This is a genomic window from Labrys monachus, from assembly GCF_030814655.1.
GTDB classification, from domain to species: Bacteria; Pseudomonadota; Alphaproteobacteria; order Rhizobiales; family Labraceae; genus Labrys; species Labrys monacha.
The window spans coordinates 5009071-5023933 of sequence record NZ_JAUSVK010000001.1 but is presented as its reverse complement, the minus strand read 5'-3'; the positions used below and the strand labels follow the sequence as shown (position 1 = coordinate 5023933).

Annotated in this window: 13 protein-coding genes; 9 read left to right on the top strand and 4 right to left on the bottom strand. The window is 69.3% G+C overall.

Annotated elements, in window-relative coordinates:
- Positions 1 to 2 precede the first annotated feature (2 nt).
- The 6 genes from J3R73_RS22985 to J3R73_RS22960 all read left to right on the top strand — a co-directional run bounded on the left by J3R73_RS22985 (position 3) and on the right by J3R73_RS22960 (position 6726).
- Positions 3 to 890, top strand: coding sequence for an ABC transporter permease (locus tag J3R73_RS22985; RefSeq protein WP_307432583.1), 888 nt, complete (start codon positions 3 to 5; stop codon positions 888 to 890).
- Positions 887 to 1903 carry an ABC transporter ATP-binding protein gene (locus J3R73_RS22980; RefSeq protein WP_307432580.1) on the top strand — a complete coding sequence of 339 codons (1017 nt, stop codon included), beginning with the start codon at positions 887 to 889 and terminating at the stop codon, positions 1901 to 1903. Before J3R73_RS22985 ends, J3R73_RS22980 begins: the two co-directional genes overlap by 4 nt.
- The gene (locus J3R73_RS22975) at positions 1900 to 2931 is read left to right on the top strand and encodes an ABC transporter ATP-binding protein (protein WP_307432578.1); all 1032 of its coding nucleotides are present in this window, start codon (positions 1900 to 1902) and stop codon (positions 2929 to 2931) included. The genes J3R73_RS22980 and J3R73_RS22975 overlap by 4 nt, the downstream gene beginning before the upstream one ends.
- 21 nt (positions 2932 to 2952) lie before the next feature.
- Positions 2953 to 4260: a peptidase C69 family protein gene (locus tag J3R73_RS22970; protein ID WP_307432575.1), complete on the top strand. Its 1308-nt coding sequence runs from the start codon at positions 2953 to 2955 to the stop codon at positions 4258 to 4260.
- A 31-nt stretch (positions 4261 to 4291) separates the two neighbouring features.
- Complete coding sequence (locus J3R73_RS22965; RefSeq protein WP_307432572.1) at positions 4292 to 4966, top strand: helix-turn-helix domain-containing protein; 675 nt, start codon at positions 4292 to 4294, stop codon at positions 4964 to 4966.
- A 200-nt stretch (positions 4967 to 5166) separates the two neighbouring features.
- Positions 5167 to 6726, top strand: a complete 1560-nt coding sequence (locus tag J3R73_RS22960; protein WP_307432568.1) for a D-aminopeptidase — start codon at positions 5167 to 5169, stop codon at positions 6724 to 6726.
- Positions 6727 to 6736: 10 nt separating this feature from the next.
- On the opposite strand, the gene J3R73_RS22955 is transcribed toward J3R73_RS22960, so the two are convergent.
- Positions 6737 to 8227 carry a lysozyme inhibitor LprI family protein gene (locus tag J3R73_RS22955; protein WP_307432565.1) on the bottom strand — a complete coding sequence of 497 codons (1491 nt, stop codon included), beginning with the start codon at positions 8225 to 8227 and terminating at the stop codon, positions 6737 to 6739.
- Between the two features lie 321 nt (positions 8228 to 8548).
- Here J3R73_RS22955 and J3R73_RS22950 point away from each other — a divergent pair, with 321 nt between their 5' ends.
- On the top strand, positions 8549 to 9670 hold the full coding sequence (locus J3R73_RS22950; RefSeq protein ID WP_307432562.1) for an N-acetylglucosamine-6-phosphate deacetylase: 1122 nt from the start codon (positions 8549 to 8551) through the stop codon (positions 9668 to 9670).
- Positions 9671 to 9689: 19 nt separating this feature from the next.
- Here the strand turns inward: J3R73_RS22950 and J3R73_RS22945 are convergent, their stop codons facing one another.
- The 3 genes from J3R73_RS22945 to J3R73_RS22935 all read right to left on the bottom strand — a co-directional run bounded on the left by J3R73_RS22945 (position 9690) and on the right by J3R73_RS22935 (position 12698).
- A complete protein-coding gene (locus tag J3R73_RS22945) occupies positions 9690 to 10643 on the bottom strand; it encodes a bifunctional helix-turn-helix transcriptional regulator/GNAT family N-acetyltransferase (protein ID WP_307432559.1) in 954 nt (317 codons plus the stop codon).
- A gap of 509 nt (positions 10644 to 11152) precedes the next feature.
- A complete protein-coding gene (locus tag J3R73_RS22940) occupies positions 11153 to 11479 on the bottom strand; it encodes a hypothetical protein (protein WP_307432556.1) in 327 nt (108 codons plus the stop codon).
- A 247-nt stretch (positions 11480 to 11726) separates the two neighbouring features.
- Positions 11727 to 12698, bottom strand: a complete 972-nt coding sequence (locus J3R73_RS22935) for a GlxA family transcriptional regulator (protein ID WP_307432551.1) — start codon at positions 12696 to 12698, stop codon at positions 11727 to 11729.
- A gap of 75 nt (positions 12699 to 12773) precedes the next feature.
- Between J3R73_RS22935 and J3R73_RS22930 the strand changes: the two genes are divergently transcribed.
- Together J3R73_RS22930 and J3R73_RS22925 are read left to right on the top strand one after the other, a co-directional pair.
- Entirely contained in the window at positions 12774 to 13457 is a 684-nt protein-coding gene (locus J3R73_RS22930) for a DJ-1/PfpI family protein (protein WP_307432548.1), read from the top strand.
- Positions 13458 to 13693: 236 nt separating this feature from the next.
- Positions 13694 to 14704 carry a substrate-binding domain-containing protein gene (locus J3R73_RS22925; RefSeq protein WP_307432546.1) on the top strand — a complete coding sequence of 337 codons (1011 nt, stop codon included), beginning with the start codon at positions 13694 to 13696 and terminating at the stop codon, positions 14702 to 14704.
- Positions 14705 to 14863 lie beyond the last annotated feature (159 nt).

Sequence of the window (14863 nt, the reverse complement as noted above, 5' to 3'; positions counted from 1 at the left end):
CCATGGCGGCCGTCGAGCTGGAAACGCAGATGGAGGCTCGGCCGGGCCTTGCGGCGCGCATCGGCCAGGAGATCGGCTCCTGGAGCGCGACGCTGAAGATCGGCCTGGTCCTGATGGCGATCATCGTGCTGCTGGCCGTCTTCGCGCCGCTGGTGGCGCCCTTCGATCCCGACATGCAGGATTTCGACGCCATCCTCGAGCCGCCGGGGCTCGTCCACCTCTTCGGCACCGACAATCTCGGGCGCGACATCTTTTCGCGCGTGCTGTTCGGCTCGCGGCTCGATCTGCTCGCCGGCCTGATCATGACCTATGTGCCCTTCGCCTATGGCGTGATGATCGGCGCCTATTCGGGCTATCGCGGCGGCTGGGTCGACGCCGTCGTCAACACCGTCATCAACGTCGCCATCGCCTTTCCCTTCCTCGTGCTGATCATCGTCGTCGTCGCCGTGCTCGGGCCGGGCATCCACAACATCTACATCTCCGTCTTCCTGCTGGCCTGGACGATGTATGCGCGGCTGGCACGGGCGGAGATGATGGTCGAGCGCGCCAAGGACTACGTCCTCGCCGCCCGCGTGCTCGGCTTCCCGACGCGGCGGATCCTGCTGCGGCATGCGCTGCCCAACATCATCGGTTCGTCGATCGTGTTCTCGATGTCGGATTTCGTGCTCAACATCCTGCTGCTCTCCGGCCTCAGCTTCATCGGGCTCGGCATCCAGCCGCCGATCCCCGAATGGGGCGCCATGATCGCGGAGGGCAAGGAATTCATCCTGCAGGCCTGGTGGATCTGCACCATGCCGGGCCTCGCCGTCGTCCTCACGGGCACGGCGCTCAGCCTGATCGGCGACGGGCTGGCCCGGCGTCTCGGCGATCGCCATACGGGGCTGACATGACCGCCTCTGCCGCCGCATCCACGGTCCCGCTGCTCGAGGTCCAGGATCTCACCGTCAGCTTCGCGACGCGGCGAGGGCCCGTCCTCGCCAATGACGGCGTCAGCCTGTCGGTGATGCCCGGCGAGACGCTGGGCATCGTCGGCGAATCCGGCAGCGGCAAATCGGTGTTCTGCCGTGCGCTGCTGCGCCTGGCGAAGGGCGAGGTCTCGGCGCGGCGCCTCGCCTTCGAGGGGCGGGACCTGCTGGCCCTGCGCGAATCCGAGATGCGGCGCCTGCGCGGCAGCGGCATCGCCATGATCTTCCAGAGCCCGATGAGCAGCCTCGATCCGGTCTGGACCATCGGCGACCAGATCGCCGAGACGCTGCGCCTGCACCAGCGGCTCGACCGCAAGGGCGCGCGGGCCGGCGCCGTCGCTTTGCTCGACCGGGTCGGCATTCCCTCGGCGCAGCGGCGCGTCGATGAATATCCGCATCAATGGTCGGGCGGCATGCTGCAGCGCGCGGTCATCGCTCTGGCGCTCGCCGGCCGTCCGCGCCTGATGCTGGCGGACGAGCCGACCACGGCGCTCGACGTCACCATCCAGGACCAGATCCTGTCGCTGCTGCTCGGGCTGCAGCAGGAGACCGGCATGGCGCTGATCCTCGTCTCGCACGATATGGGCGTGATCGCCGAGACCTGCGACCGCGTCGCGGTGATGTATGCCGGCCGCATCGTCGAGACCGCCCCGGTGCGGCAGATCTTCGAGGCGCCGGCCCATCCCTATACCGCCGGCCTGCTCGGCTCGATGGTCTCGGCGGAGCGCGCCACCGGCCGGCTCGAACCGATCACCGGCCAGCCGCCGGACCTGACCCGCCTCGGGCCCGGATGCGCCTTCGCGCCGCGCTGCAGCCGGGCGAGGCCGGCCTGCACGCAGGGGCCCGTGCCGCTGCAGGCGCTCGCCGCCGATCACGCCGCCGCCTGCCTGTTCCCGTTCGCGGCGGGCGCGGCGCCGCAACTGGAGGCAGCCCGATGACGGATCGCACGGATGCCGGGCCGTTGCTCGACCTCCAGCCGGCGGCGGCGCCGCCGCCGCGCCTCGCCGTCGAGAACCTCACCGTCGAGTTCCGGGCGGGCCGCTCCCTGATGTCCCTCCTCGCCGGACAGCGGCCGCCCTCGGTCCGGGCGGTCGACGACGTCAGCCTGTCGATCGCCCCGGGCGAGACGCTGGGCCTCGTCGGCGAGAGCGGCAGCGGCAAGACGACCGTGGGACGGGCGCTGCTCGGCCTCAACCGGCCGTCCGCCGGCCGCCTGTGGCTCGACGGCCGCGACCTCGCCCATATCGGCGAGGAGGAGCGCCGCGCCTTGCCGCGCCAGGTCCAGATGGTGTTTCAGGACCCCTATGGCTCGCTCAATCCGCGCCTCACCGTTCGCTCGACCCTGGCCGAGGTGCTCTCCTTCCACCGGATCGTCGCGCCCCGCGAGATCGAGGCGGAGGTGCGCCGGCTGATGGACCTCGTCGGCCTCTCCGCGGCGCTCGCCGATCGCCGGCCGCGCCATCTCTCGGGCGGGCAGAGGCAGCGCGTCGGCCTGGCGCGGGCCCTGGCGGTGCGTCCCTCGGTGCTGGTGCTCGACGAGCCCGTCGCGGCGCTCGACGTCTCGATCCAGGCGCAGGTGCTCAACCTCCTGCAGGATCTGCGCCGCCAGCTCGGCCTCACCATGCTGTTCATCGCTCACGAACTCGGCGTGGTCAGGCACATCTCCGACCGCGTCGCCGTGATGTATCTCGGCCATGTCATGGAGACCGGCACGGCCGACGAGATCTTCGAAGGCGCGCGCCATCCTTATACGGCGAGCCTGCTCAAGGCGATGCCACGCCTCGTGCCGGCCAAGCGCTCGCGCCCGCCGGTGCTCCAGGGCGACGTGCCGAGCCCCTTCGCCATTCCCTCCGGATGCCGGTTCCGTACGCGCTGCCCGATGGCGCAGGCCGTCTGCGAGACGACGCCGCCGGAGATCCGGCTCTCCCCCACCCATGTGGCGGCCTGCCACTTCGCCATATCCTGACCAGCAGAGGAGACCGAGCCCATGTGCGATACGTTCGTGGCCCTACCCGGTGTGACGGCGACGGGAGGCGTCCTGCTCGCCAAGAACGCCGACACGGAAGTGAACGAGGCCCAGCATGTCCTGAAGCTGCCGCGCCGCCGTCATCCGTCCGGCGCGCAGGTGCGCCTGACCCATCTCGTCATCCCGCAGGCCGCCGAGACCTATGAGGTGATCCTCGACAAGTCGTTCTGGCTCTATGGCGGCGAGATCGGCGTCAACGAGCACGGCGTCGCCATCGGCAACGAGGCGGTGTTCTCCAACCTTGCCTCCAAGGGCGACGGCGTCATCCTGATCGACCTCCTGCGGCTGATGCTGGAGCGCTGCCGCGACCGCCACGAGGCGGCGGCCCTCGTCGCCGACATGCTGAAGACCTATGGCCAGGGCGGCAATTGCGAGATGCGCGGCAACAGCCATTTCGACGGCAGCTTCATCGTCGCCGACCGGACGGGCGCCATCGTGCTGGAGACCGCCGGTCCCGAATGGAGCTGGCGCGAAGTGAAGGATTTCGCCTCGATCTCCAACGGCTATACCATCCATGCCGACTGGACGCGCTCCTCCCTCGACAAGGGCGACAGCGTCCGGGGCGACAGCGTCCGGCCCGATTTCGGCGCCCTGGTCGGCGACCGCGACAAGACCTTCGCCTGCGGCGCGCCGGAGCGGCAGGCGGCGTCGCAGGGCTATCTCGCCCGGCATGCCGGCCACATCTCCGTCCGCACCATGGCGGACCTGCTGCGCTATACCGGCGAGGAGGCCGATTATCACCCCGTCGACGGCGACCGGCCGACGCGGGTCTGCATGCATGCGGCGCCCCATGACGCCCGCCTCTGGCAGGCGACCGGCGCGCTCATCGCCGACACGCGCGGCGACGACGTCATGGCCTGGGTGACGGCGACCTCCGGCCCCGACGTCTCGATCTTCAAGCCGGCCTTCTTCGGCGCCGACCTGCCGGACCTCGGCCCGATGCCGCGCGAGACCGACACGCCCGGCGCCTATTGGTGGCGCCACGAGCGGCTGCATCGCCGCGCCATGGCCGACTACAGCGCCGTGGTGCCGGAGATGCGCAAGGCGTTCGAGGCGATCGAGGACGGCTTCCTCGCCGCATCCGAGACGGTGCGCAAGGGATCGGCGGCCGAGAAGGCGGCCTTCGTCGCCGAGTGCTGGCGGGTGGCCGACGAGGCCGAGGCGCGCTGGCTGGAACGCCTGGAGGCGAAGAGCTACAGCATTGCCCATGAGGGCTACCGTGCTATGTGGTCGCGCTTCAACGACGCCGCTTCGCTGGAACTCGCCTGACGGCGTGGCCCCCTGTTCACGAGAGGATCGCATGGACCTGACGAGCGCCCAGATCGGTGAACGCCTGCGCGTCCTGCGCAAGGAGCGGGGCTGGACGCTGCAGGAACTCAGCCGCCGTGCCGGCGTGTCGCTCTCGGCCGTGTCGAAGATCGAGAACGCCCAGGTGGCGCCGACCTTCGACACGCTGGTGAAGGTGGCGCGCGGGCTCGGCCTGGGGTTCGACGCGCTGCTCGATCAGGTCTCGACCGGCGAGGCCAATGCGCCCGCGCGGGGCGGGGGGCGGCTTTCGGTGACGCGCAAGAACGATGCCGTCGGCTTCTCGACCGCGATGTACGAATACAACGTCCACGCCTCGGGCCTGCGCCGCAAATATATGACGCCGCTGATCATGGCGGTGAAGGCGCGGCGGGAGAGCGACGCCACCGCCTGGAGTTCGCATGAGGGCGAGGAGTTCATCTTCGTCATCAAGGGGCGCATCGCCCTCTACACCGAATTCTACGAGCCGGTGAAGCTCGACCAGGGCGACAGCGTCTATTTCGACAGCAGCATGTCGCACATGTTCCTCAATATCGGCCGCGGCGAAGCGCTGATGGCCTCGATCTGCTACTCGAACGCGATCGACCGGCCCATGCTCGCTGCCGGGACGGGCGGCCAGTCGATCCTGATTCCGGGCACGGCCGACGCCATGCTCGACGAGGAAACGTAGGAGGCGATGCCTTGCGGACGGAGCGCGGCGTCATTCCGGGGCGCCCGAAGGGCGAGCCCGGAACCCATAAACACAGTCCTGCCGAGGCCATGGTTATGGGTTCCGGCCTTCCGCTTCGCTTCAGCCGGAATGACGATCACCCGATCCATCTGAAACACCAAACTTCGATCTTCTCCCTCCTCTGCAACAGCGAGACGATGATGACGGACAAAGCTGCCTCAGCCCTCGACAAGGCGATCAAGGACCTGCCTGCGCTCCATCCGGGGCCGGGCGGAGCGGTTGCGGTGGTGCGGGACGGCGCCGTGCTGGTGCGCCATGCCTGGGGCTTCGCCGATCTCGAGAAGCGCGTGCCCTTCTCGCCGTCGACGCTGATGCCGATCTGCTCGATCACCAAGGAATTCACCTGCGCCGTGCTGCTCGACCAGGCGGGCGATCCGGCGGTGCTCGACGAGGCCGTCGCCAGCTGGCTGCCCGCGCTCAAAGGGGGGGTGCCGCGCACGGCGGACCTTTGCAACAACCAGTCCGGGCTGCGGGACTATTACGCGCTGACGGTGCTGTGCGGCGCGGCGCCGGACGGCGATTTCCGGCCCGCCGACGCCCGCAGCCTGATCGGCCGGACGCGCTCGCTGCATTTCGCGCCGGGGAGCCAGTATTCCTATTCCAACGGCAATTTCCGCATCCTCGCCGGAGCGGTCGAGGACCATGCCGGCCGCTCGATCGGCGAACTGATCGCCTCGCGCCTCTTCGGACCGGCCGGCATGGAGACGGCGAGCTTCTGTCCCGAGACAGGCGAGATGCCGGGCGACGCCGTCGGCTATGAAGGCAGCACGGCGTTCGGCTTCGTGCCGGCGGTGAACCGCATCCACTGGTCGGGCGATGCCGGCATCAGCGCCTGCCTCGACGACATGATCGCCTGGGAGGCCTTCATCGACGCGACGCGCGACGACGCCGACGGGCTCTACCGCCGCATTTCCCGGCCCGTCAGCTTCGCCGACGGCAGGCCGGCGCAATACGGCTTCGGCCTCGTCCGGTCCCGGCATGACGGCGTCGAGGTCACCGGCCATGGCGGTGCCCTGCGCGGCTGGCGCAGCCACCGCCTCCATGTCGCCTCCGAGCGGCTGTCGGTCGTCGTGCTGTTCAATCATTCGGCCGACGCCCGCGCCGCGGCGATGCACGTCCTTTCGGCCGCGCGCGGCGAGGCGCAGGCGTCGCCGGCCCGAACCTTCTTCGATCCGGCCTGGAACGGCTGGTATCACGATGTCGGCACCGGCCTCCTGCTCGGGGTCGAGGCGCAGCCCGGACGCGTCACGGCGCGGTTCGCCGGTCCGGACGTGCTCGACTGGGACGAGGACGGCGTGGCGCGGTCGGCGGCGATGATATTGCGGCGCGACGGCGACGGCCTGGCGATGGAGCGTCCGGGCGACAATCTGCGTACGCGCCTGGCGCGGGTCGACGGGGCCGCCGCGACGGATATCGACGGCGTCTACCGCTGCACCGAGCTCGATGCCGACTTCACCTGCTACGCGGCGGGAGGGGCTTATTTCGGCGCCTTCGACGGCTTCCTCGGCAAGGGCGCGCTCCACGCCATGCGGCCGGCCGGTCCGGACCTGTGGCTGCTGGCCTGCCAGCGCTCCATGGATGCCCCGGCGCCCGGCGACTGGACCGTGCATTTCCGTCGCGACGAGGCCGGCCGCATCGCCGGCGCCACCATCGGCTGCTGGCTCGCGCGGATGATTCCGTTCGAGAAGGTGCCGGGATGATCCGTCCGGCCTATCTGGACGGCGCCGCCAGCGGGAAATAGGTGCCCTCGACCGAGCCGTTGTAGCCGCAATAGCCGGGGGTCCAGCCGCGCCGGTTCTGTGGCCCGGCGGCCTCGATCTTCAGGGTCTGTCCCGTCCGGCTGAGCGTCAGCCTCGAGCCGTCGTCGACGATGTCGATATCGAGCACGTCCCCTGCAGGCTTGCCGGTGCCGCCGGTGCTGCAGACCCAGCGGGCGCAGACCGGATCGGCGGCGTCGATGGCGACGTCCAGGGTGCCGTCCTTGCTGCTCTCGACGGTGATATCCCCGGTGAGATTGCCCCAATGGCCCAGGAGGGTCGCGGGCGGGGCGACGCGGACCCGATCGAGGAACTTGATCCGCGACGTCAGCAGGCCGAGCAGGGACTCGGCAGGATCGCCATTGCCGAACCCAAAGGCGTCGTCGCGCGTTTCGAGGAAGCGTTTCTGGTCGGCGGCGAGTTCGGAAGCCGCCGCCGCGTCCAATTGGAGGCGAAGCTTGCGATAGGACTGCGCCACCGCGCTATCCGCCTCGGCGAGCGCGCTGTCGCCGCAGATCGCCTTCTCGACATCCGACACCGCCTTGGCGCAATCGAAGGAAGGCTTGACGGCAATGGTCGAAGAGCCGGCCGCCGGTGCGTCGGCCGGCGGCATCATGATCAGCGAAAACAGGTCGTGGCCGGGATCGTTCGGATCCGCCTCCAGGCCCGGCGGCGGCGCGTAGCGGCCGGCGCCGAAATGCAGCACGAAATGCTTGCCGGCGCCGGCACTGTCGATCGCCTTGCAGTCGTCGCCGACTTTCGTCGTGACTTCGTCCGTCTCGGTCTGGTCGACCAGCAGGTCGCGATAGCCCCCGGGGCCCGCATCCCCGAGCGAGACGGTGCGTTCGATCCTGCTCGACGTGCCCTGGCAATCGCCGTTGTTCTCGCCGTGCCGGCGCGAGACGACGAGGCCGTCGAGGATCCTCTCGATATGCCCCTTCTTGAAGGTATAGAGCCAGAGCGCCTGCTCGCCGGTCGGATCGACGCGGGAACTGGCCTCCTGCTCCGTGCGGACGCCGAACGCGCGCACGCCGTCGCCGATGTCGTAGCGCGCGGTGTCGAGGCTGAGGTCGCCGAAGCGGTAGGCGTCGGAATCGGCCATGCCCTTCTCCAGCCGCCGGGCGAGAGGCTTGCCGGTCGCGCTGTCGGCGACGATGATCTCGACGTCGCCGCGGACGTCATCGGGTTGGGCCGGGTCGGCTTCGACGAGCGGTACGGCGACCAGGGTCAGGCCCGGCTCGGCCGGCCAGGCCTTGCAGGCGACCGCCTCCGGGCTGATGAGCCGGGCATAATCCCCCTCGATCTTCCATCCGGCGGAACCGGCCGCGGAACTCGGATAGGCTTTCGCGAGCAGGGCATCGGCATGGTCGCACGCCGCCAGGGCCGGGGCGGACAGCGCCGCGCAGCCCATGATCGCGGTGCAGAAGGCGATGTGTGTCTTCACGAGGGGACTTCCGGTTGCATGTCGATGGATAAGGGAAGGACGCGAAGCTGAACAGCGGATAGAACATCGCGCAGGATCTCCCGTCGACGCCTGAGGCATTCGCGCGAGGCACAGCCGGCGAGGTCCGGTCGCGGAGAAGCTACCATACTACCTTGCCGGGCGGACAAAAGCCATCGGCTGTCCGTTATCGCAAGGTTCGGCCCATGGCGGCGGGCGCAGGCCTGTGCTCATCTGCGGCGGACCGCGGAGAGAGAGAAGGCGAAGGCCCGGCTCCCGTCCTCCGCAGGAAGGTCCAAGGCTCGCAAGGAAGGGATGGAAGCCATGTCTCAATCGCCGCAGACCTCGCCCACCGGCCATGTCCTGACCCCCTCCGGCTGGGTGAGAGGCCATGTCGTCGCGAGCGAGGGACGCATCGAGCGCATCGAGGGGACGCCCGTCCGCCGGCCGGACGATCCCGGCCTGCCCTACATCCTGCCCGGCTTCGTCGATCTGCATGTGCATGGCGGCGACGGCGCCGATTATGCGGGCGGCGAGGAGGGCATACGCCGGTTCATCCGCTTCCACGCCAGGAGCGGCACCGTCGCCATGGCGCCGACCACGTCGACCTCGCCGGTCGAGGTGATCGAGCGCGCGCTGGCCGACATCGAGAGGGTGCGTCTGTCGCCCGAGGCCGAGGAGCCGACCATCCTCGGCGCCCATCTCGAAGGCCCCTTCATCAATCCGGGCAAGCTCGGCGCCCAGCGCGACATGACGCTCGCCGGCGATCCGGCCCTGGCGCTCCGCTGGGCCGGCCTGTGCCGCCTGGTGGTGGCGACGGTTGCGCCGGAGATTCCCGGCGGCATCGCGGTGATCGAGGCCCTGGCGGGCAGGGGGTGCCGCGTGCAGGCCGGCCACAGCCTGGCGACGGCGGAGGAGACGGCGCTCGGCTTTGCCCGCGGCCTGTCGGGGTTCACGCATCTGTTCAACGGCATGTCGGGCCTCGACCACCGCAAGCCCGGCGTCGCCGCCTATGCCCTGGCGGAGGGGCGCTATGCCGAGCTGATCTGCGATCTGACCCATGTCCATCCGGCGCTGCTCCTCGCCGCCTACCGGGCGATCCCGCGCCTCTACGCCATCACCGATGCCACCACGGCCGCCGGCTGCCCGGACGGCACCTATCGGTTCGGCGATCACGCCATCGTCAAGGCCGGCCTCGTCATCAGGCTCGCGGGCCGTGAGACCCTGGCGGGCAGCGCCATCACCATGCTCGACGCGTTCCGCAATCTCGTCTCGCTCGGCCTGTCCATCGTCCAGGCCTCCGATCTGTGCGCCACCCGTCAGGCCGACTATCTGGGCCTCGACCATCTCGGGCGCCTCGTCCCCGGCGCGCTCGCCAGCTTCGTCGTCCTCGACGCCGGCCTGCAGCTGGAGTCGGTATGGCTGAAGGGCCGGCGCGGCCCCTGATGCCCGCGCCGCCCGCCCGTCACAGCGCGAGGTTCCAGTTCTGGCCCACCAGATCCTTGCCGAAGGCGTGGTGGCGCTCCTCGTCCGCCAGGGTGAAGCCGGCCGACTGGTAGATATGCCGGGCCGAGGCGAGGACGTCGTTCGTCCACAGCGTCAGCGTGCCGTAGCCCTTCGCGCGGGCGAAGCGGATGCATTCCTCGACCAGCCGCTTGCCGATGCCGAGCCCGCGGGCGGAGGGTTCGACATAGAGGAGGCGCAGCTTCGCCACCGCGTCGGATTGGCGCACGACGAAGACGGAGCCGACGACCTCGCCCTCGCGCTCGGCGATCCAGGACCGTTCGCGGGCCGGGTCGAACGACTTGACGAAGGCGCCGAGGATTTCGGCGACGAGAGCCTCGAAACTCTCGTCCCAGCCATATTCCTGCGCATAGAGGAGGCCCTGGCGATGCGTGATCCAGCCGATGTCGCCGACCTGCAGCGGGCGCAGGAGATAGGGAACCGCCGGCCTGGAGCCTTCGCCGAGGAGATCCTGCACCACGGCCATCGCCTTCACCAGCCTGTCGCGCGCGGCGGGCGCCAGCCTGCGGAGCAGCGCCGATGCCTGCCGGTGCGAAGCCTCGTTCAGGGGCGCGAAGGCCTCGCCCCCCGCTGCGGTCAGTGCGATCTCCGACTGCCGCGCATCGGCCGGCGAGGCCGTCCGCGCGATCAGCCCGCGCTCCTCGAATTTCCGGAGCAGCCGGCTGAGATAGCCGGCATCGAGGCCGAGATCCCGTCCGAGCTCGGCGGCCGTCGGTCCGTCGCGATGGGCGAGCTCGTACAGCACGCGGGCCTCGGTCAGCGAAAACGGGCTCGCCAGCAGGCCTTCGTCGAGCAGGCCGATCTGCCGGGTATAGAACCGGCTGAAGGCGCGGACCGCATCGACCTGGCTATCGAGATCGACCTGGCCATGGGGCGGGCTGGGAACGGTATCCATGAAGCATCTCGTCGGGCACTGTCGGAAAGAATGACAGCGTCAACGATATGGTTGATTTAGTCAAGTAGTTCCGCGCCGGTCCACCCGTGAGCGCCGACATTGGGTCCTGCAGCGCAACGTTGGCCGCCTCCCTCTCCCTTGTGGGGAAGGAATAGAAGGGGGCGACCCTGCAAGCCCGCAAGGAGGCCCGAATGTCGCGCCACCTCCCGCAGAGTCGGCGCTCATGGGCGGTCCGCCCATAGGTGCTAACGTAAGGGCAAGACCCGCCTTCTCCCGAGCCGGGACTTCGCATTTCCTTTGGAAATGCTTGGGGTCCCGGCAGGGGGATGAGGGTCTAAACGTCAACGCAGATGGCTCAATAGTCGCGCTGGAATTGCAGAAGTCCAGACCCTCATCCGGCGCTTCGCGCCACCCCCAGCATTTCCGCAGGAAATGCGAAGTCCCGCATGGGAGAAGGAAAATCGCGCTATTGTCGGCAAAGTTAGCGCCTATGGGCGGTCCACCCGCGCTCAGGAGGCGGCGTCCACGCCCAGCCGGCGTGCCTTGCGTTCGAACTCCTCGCTGATGTCATCGAGGGTCGGCAGATGCAGGTGTCGGAGCGCGGCGTGCACCTTCTTCGTCGCCGGCGACTGCAGGTCGCGCCTGAAATTGGCGACGACCTTTTCGTCGGAGTCATAGCCGCGATAGCGCTCGATCTCCGATCGCGCGATCTCCTGGACCTGCGCCAGCGTGCGGCGGTCCGCGTCGGACCTGTCCCCCATGCGGGCCTTCAGGACCGGTTCGAATGTCCTGCGGACGACGAAGTCGGCAAGTTCGTGCTTGTTGTCGGCGGCCATGGCAGCTTCTGTCTCGATTTCCTGGCGAATCGCCCAACTAACCCCGCGGTGCCCGGAAGGTTCATGCACCGGCGACCTTTTTCTGCGCCGCCTCTCCCCGCCGGCATCGCGGTCTCGCCGGCCCTCGGCCGGAGAGCGCCGGTCGGGGGACCGGCACACCACGGTGGGCGGGTCCCCGACCCGCCGCGTCCCCCTCGCGGCGCATTCCCGATCACGGTCTCCTGCGGACGGGGAGCCTCCGCCTCCGTCAGAAGCGCTCGCGATAGGCCTGCGGATGGATGCCGACGAGGCGCTGGAAGCTGCGCCGCATGGTTTCCTCCGAACCGAAGCCGCAGCGGACGCAGGTGCGGCCGACCGAGACGCCCTGTTCGAGCAGCCGGCGCGCCGCTTCGACGCGAAGGTCCTCGACCGCCCGGGCCGGAGTCCGGCCGGTGGCCCGGCGATAGTGCCGCGAGAAGCTGCGCGGGCTCATATGGACCTGTCCGGCGAGGGCCGGCAGCGACAGGTCGCCCCGGAGGTTTTCGACGATCCAGGCATGGAGGCGATCGAAGCGCGCGTCGCCGGCCTGCAGGGCGAGCGTCGCGCTGAACTGGGCCTGGCCGCCCGGCCGTTTCAGGAAGACGACGAGCTGGCGGGCGATGGCGAGGGCGAGGTCCCGTCCGAGATCGGCTTCGACCAGCGCCAGCGAGAGGTCGATGCCGGCGGTGACGCCCGCCGAGGTCCAGATGTCGCCGTCGCGGATGAAGATCGGATCGGGCTCGAGGCGGACCGAAGGGAAGCGCTGCGAGAAGTCGGGGCAGCGCTGCCAATGCGTCACGGCGCGACGGCCGTCGAGGAGGCCGGCCGTCGCCAGGAGATAGGCGCCGCTGCACACGGAGGCCGTCCGCCGCGCGCCGCCCGCCCGCGCGCGGATCCAAGCGACGAGATCGCGATCTTCGCAGGCCGCATCGACGCCCCATCCGCCGGCGACGAGCAGCGTATCCGGTGCGTCGCCCGCAGGCAGCGGCGCGGCGTCGAGCGCGAGGCCGGCCGTGCTCCGCACCCGTCCGGCGCGCGCCACCACCGAGGGTGCGTAGGGATGCGCATCGCCCGCGGCGGCCGACAATTCGTTCGCCGTGGTGAAGACCTGGAGCGGACCGGCGACGTCGAGGATCTGCACGTCGGGGAAGGCGACGATCTCGATGCGGCGGAGCGGCTTCGGCGGATGGGATTTTGGCATGAAACGAGGGGTGATTGGCGATTGCGCCAGACTCTTGTCGGGTAAGGTCCGTCCTGTCAATCACGGAGACCGGCCATGGCCCATCGTTTCGGCATTCTCGTCTTTCCCGACGTTCAGCAGCTCGACCTCACCGGTCCCTATGAAGTCTTCGCATCGGCGCGGGGGGCGGAAGTCCACCTGCTCTGGAAGGACAGGACGCCGCTCCGATCCTCGACCGGCCTGTCGCTGCAGCCGACCATGACCCTGCACGAATGCCCGCCGCTCGACGTGCTCTGCATTCCCGGCGGCAGCGGCGTCAACGCGCTGCTCGGCGACGAGACGGTGCTGGACTTCATCCGCCTCCAGGCCGGCAGGGCTCGCTACGTCACCTCCGTCTGCACCGGCGCCCTCGTGCTCGGGGCGGCGGGGCTGCTGCAGGGCAGGCGCGCGACGACACATTGGAATGCCCACGACTTCCTGGCGGATTTCGGCGCCATTCCGGTGGAGGGCCGCGTCGTGCAGGACGGCACGCTGATCACCGCGGGCGGCGTCACCGCCGGCATCGATTTCGGGTTGACGGTGGTCGCCGAACTGCTGGGGCGGGCCGAAGCCGAAGGCATCCAGCTCGCGCTGGAATATGCGCCGGCGCCGCCGTTCCGCGCGGGCACGCCCGCCGAGGCGCCGCCCGCGGTGCTGGAGGCGACGAGGACGCGCCTCGCCGGCTCGCGGGCGGAACGCGAGCGCCTGATCGCCGCATGGCGGCAAGCGGGCAGGACGTGAACCGCCCGGGCGGAATTCTGCGTCCCGCCGGAGCCCTCAATTACCATTGACGTTCGCAGGGACTTCTGCAACGTTGCTGCATGTTGCAGCGACGAATGCAAAAATGCAGGTCGCGGCAATCGTCGCCGGGAAATTCGTTTCCGGGCGGCGCTGGCACGAGACGGGATCCAAAGTCCCGCGTCGCGTTCGGGGAGAGCCGGTCAGGCCCCCCGCCATAACGAATGGAGGGAATTCCGATGGAGCGCTTGATCGCGCTGGGCGCCGCTGCGGCCGCGCTTGCATTCTTTGCACAAATTGCACCCGCGTCGGCCGAGGATGCGCCGCTGGTCGCCTTCTCGCAGGAGGGGCTCTACAACAGCTGGCGTACTGCCAACAATGACAGCATCCTCGCCGAGGCGAAGAAGGCCGGCCTCAGGATCCAGTGGGTCCAGGCCGATGGCGACCAGTCCAAGCAGGTCGCGCAGGTGCAGAACCTGCTCAAGCTGAAGCCGAAGATCCTGATCCTCGAACCCGCCGAGCAGCAGGCCGCCACCCCGATCGCCGCCATGGCCGACGAGGCCGGCGTTCCCCTCATCGTCGCCGATCGCGGCCTCGGCGTGCCGCCCGGCAAGGGCCAGTACAAGATGCTGATCGAGGTCGACTGGAACGCCGTCGGCGTGAAGCTGGGCGAGGCCGCGGTCGAGACGCTGAAGAAGAAGAAGGGTTCGCCCGCCGGCAACATCGTCGAGATCGTCGGCACCGTCGGCTCGACGCCGCAGATCGGCATGGATGCCGGCTTGAAGTCGGTCATCTCGAAATATCCCGACATCAAGGTCGTCGCCACGCAGGACGGCCACAACGAGCGCGGCCCCGGCCTGTCGATCATGGAGAACTTCCTGACCGCCTATCCCCAGGGCCAGATCGACCTCGTCTTCGCCCAGAACGACGAAATGGCCATCGGCGCGCTGAAAGCCATCCAGGCGGCGGGGCGCGACGAATTGCTCGGCGCCATCATCAGCAAGGACGGCCAGCTCGAAGCGGTGAAGGAGGTCGCGAACGGGAACTTCGCCGCCGACTGCACCAACACCCCTTATTTCGGGCCGATCCTGATGCCCTATGTGAAGGACATCCTCGACGGCAAGGCGGTTCCGGCCTCCCCGCCCAAGCCCTTCGTCTGCATCTCCAGCGTCACCGACCAGGGCAAGCAGGAAGCCCAGGCGCTCCTGAAGGAGATGCAGGACCAGAAGATGGCCTTCGCGCCGCGCTGAGCATTCCTTGGCATAGGCGTCCGGAGAGTCCCGCACTCTCCGGGTCCTGGCCATGGCGGCCGTATCTCGGCAGCGCGGGTGCCCCGCCATAAGGGCTCACTCTGCCAGGCAAGGCGCGACGATGGAGGGGCGATCACCAGATCGCCGCTCTTGGAAACG

What these genes read in the sequence shown, in the direction of transcription:
- J3R73_RS22985 (WP_307432583.1), top strand. Translation starts at nt 3, where the DNA reads ATGGCGGCCGTCGAGCTGGAAACGCAGATGGAGGCTCGGCCGGGCCTT.
- J3R73_RS22980 (WP_307432580.1), top strand. Translation starts at nt 887, where the DNA reads ATGACCGCCTCTGCCGCCGCATCCACGGTCCCGCTGCTCGAGGTCCAG.
- J3R73_RS22975 (WP_307432578.1), top strand. Translation starts at nt 1,900, where the DNA reads ATGACGGATCGCACGGATGCCGGGCCGTTGCTCGACCTCCAGCCGGCG.
- J3R73_RS22970 (WP_307432575.1), top strand. Translation starts at nt 2,953, where the DNA reads ATGTGCGATACGTTCGTGGCCCTACCCGGTGTGACGGCGACGGGAGGC.
- J3R73_RS22965 (WP_307432572.1), top strand. Translation starts at nt 4,292, where the DNA reads ATGGACCTGACGAGCGCCCAGATCGGTGAACGCCTGCGCGTCCTGCGC.
- J3R73_RS22960 (WP_307432568.1), top strand. Translation starts at nt 5,167, where the DNA reads ATGACGGACAAAGCTGCCTCAGCCCTCGACAAGGCGATCAAGGACCTG.
- J3R73_RS22950 (WP_307432562.1), top strand. Translation starts at nt 8,549, where the DNA reads ATGTCTCAATCGCCGCAGACCTCGCCCACCGGCCATGTCCTGACCCCC.
- J3R73_RS22945 (WP_307432559.1), bottom strand. Translation starts at nt 10,643, where the DNA reads ATGGATACCGTTCCCAGCCCGCCCCATGGCCAGGTCGATCTCGATAGC.
- J3R73_RS22940 (WP_307432556.1), bottom strand. Translation starts at nt 11,479, where the DNA reads ATGGCCGCCGACAACAAGCACGAACTTGCCGACTTCGTCGTCCGCAGG.
- J3R73_RS22935 (WP_307432551.1), bottom strand. Translation starts at nt 12,698, where the DNA reads ATGCCAAAATCCCATCCGCCGAAGCCGCTCCGCCGCATCGAGATCGTC.
- J3R73_RS22930 (WP_307432548.1), top strand. Translation starts at nt 12,774, where the DNA reads ATGGCCCATCGTTTCGGCATTCTCGTCTTTCCCGACGTTCAGCAGCTC.
- J3R73_RS22925 (WP_307432546.1), top strand. Translation starts at nt 13,694, where the DNA reads ATGGAGCGCTTGATCGCGCTGGGCGCCGCTGCGGCCGCGCTTGCATTC.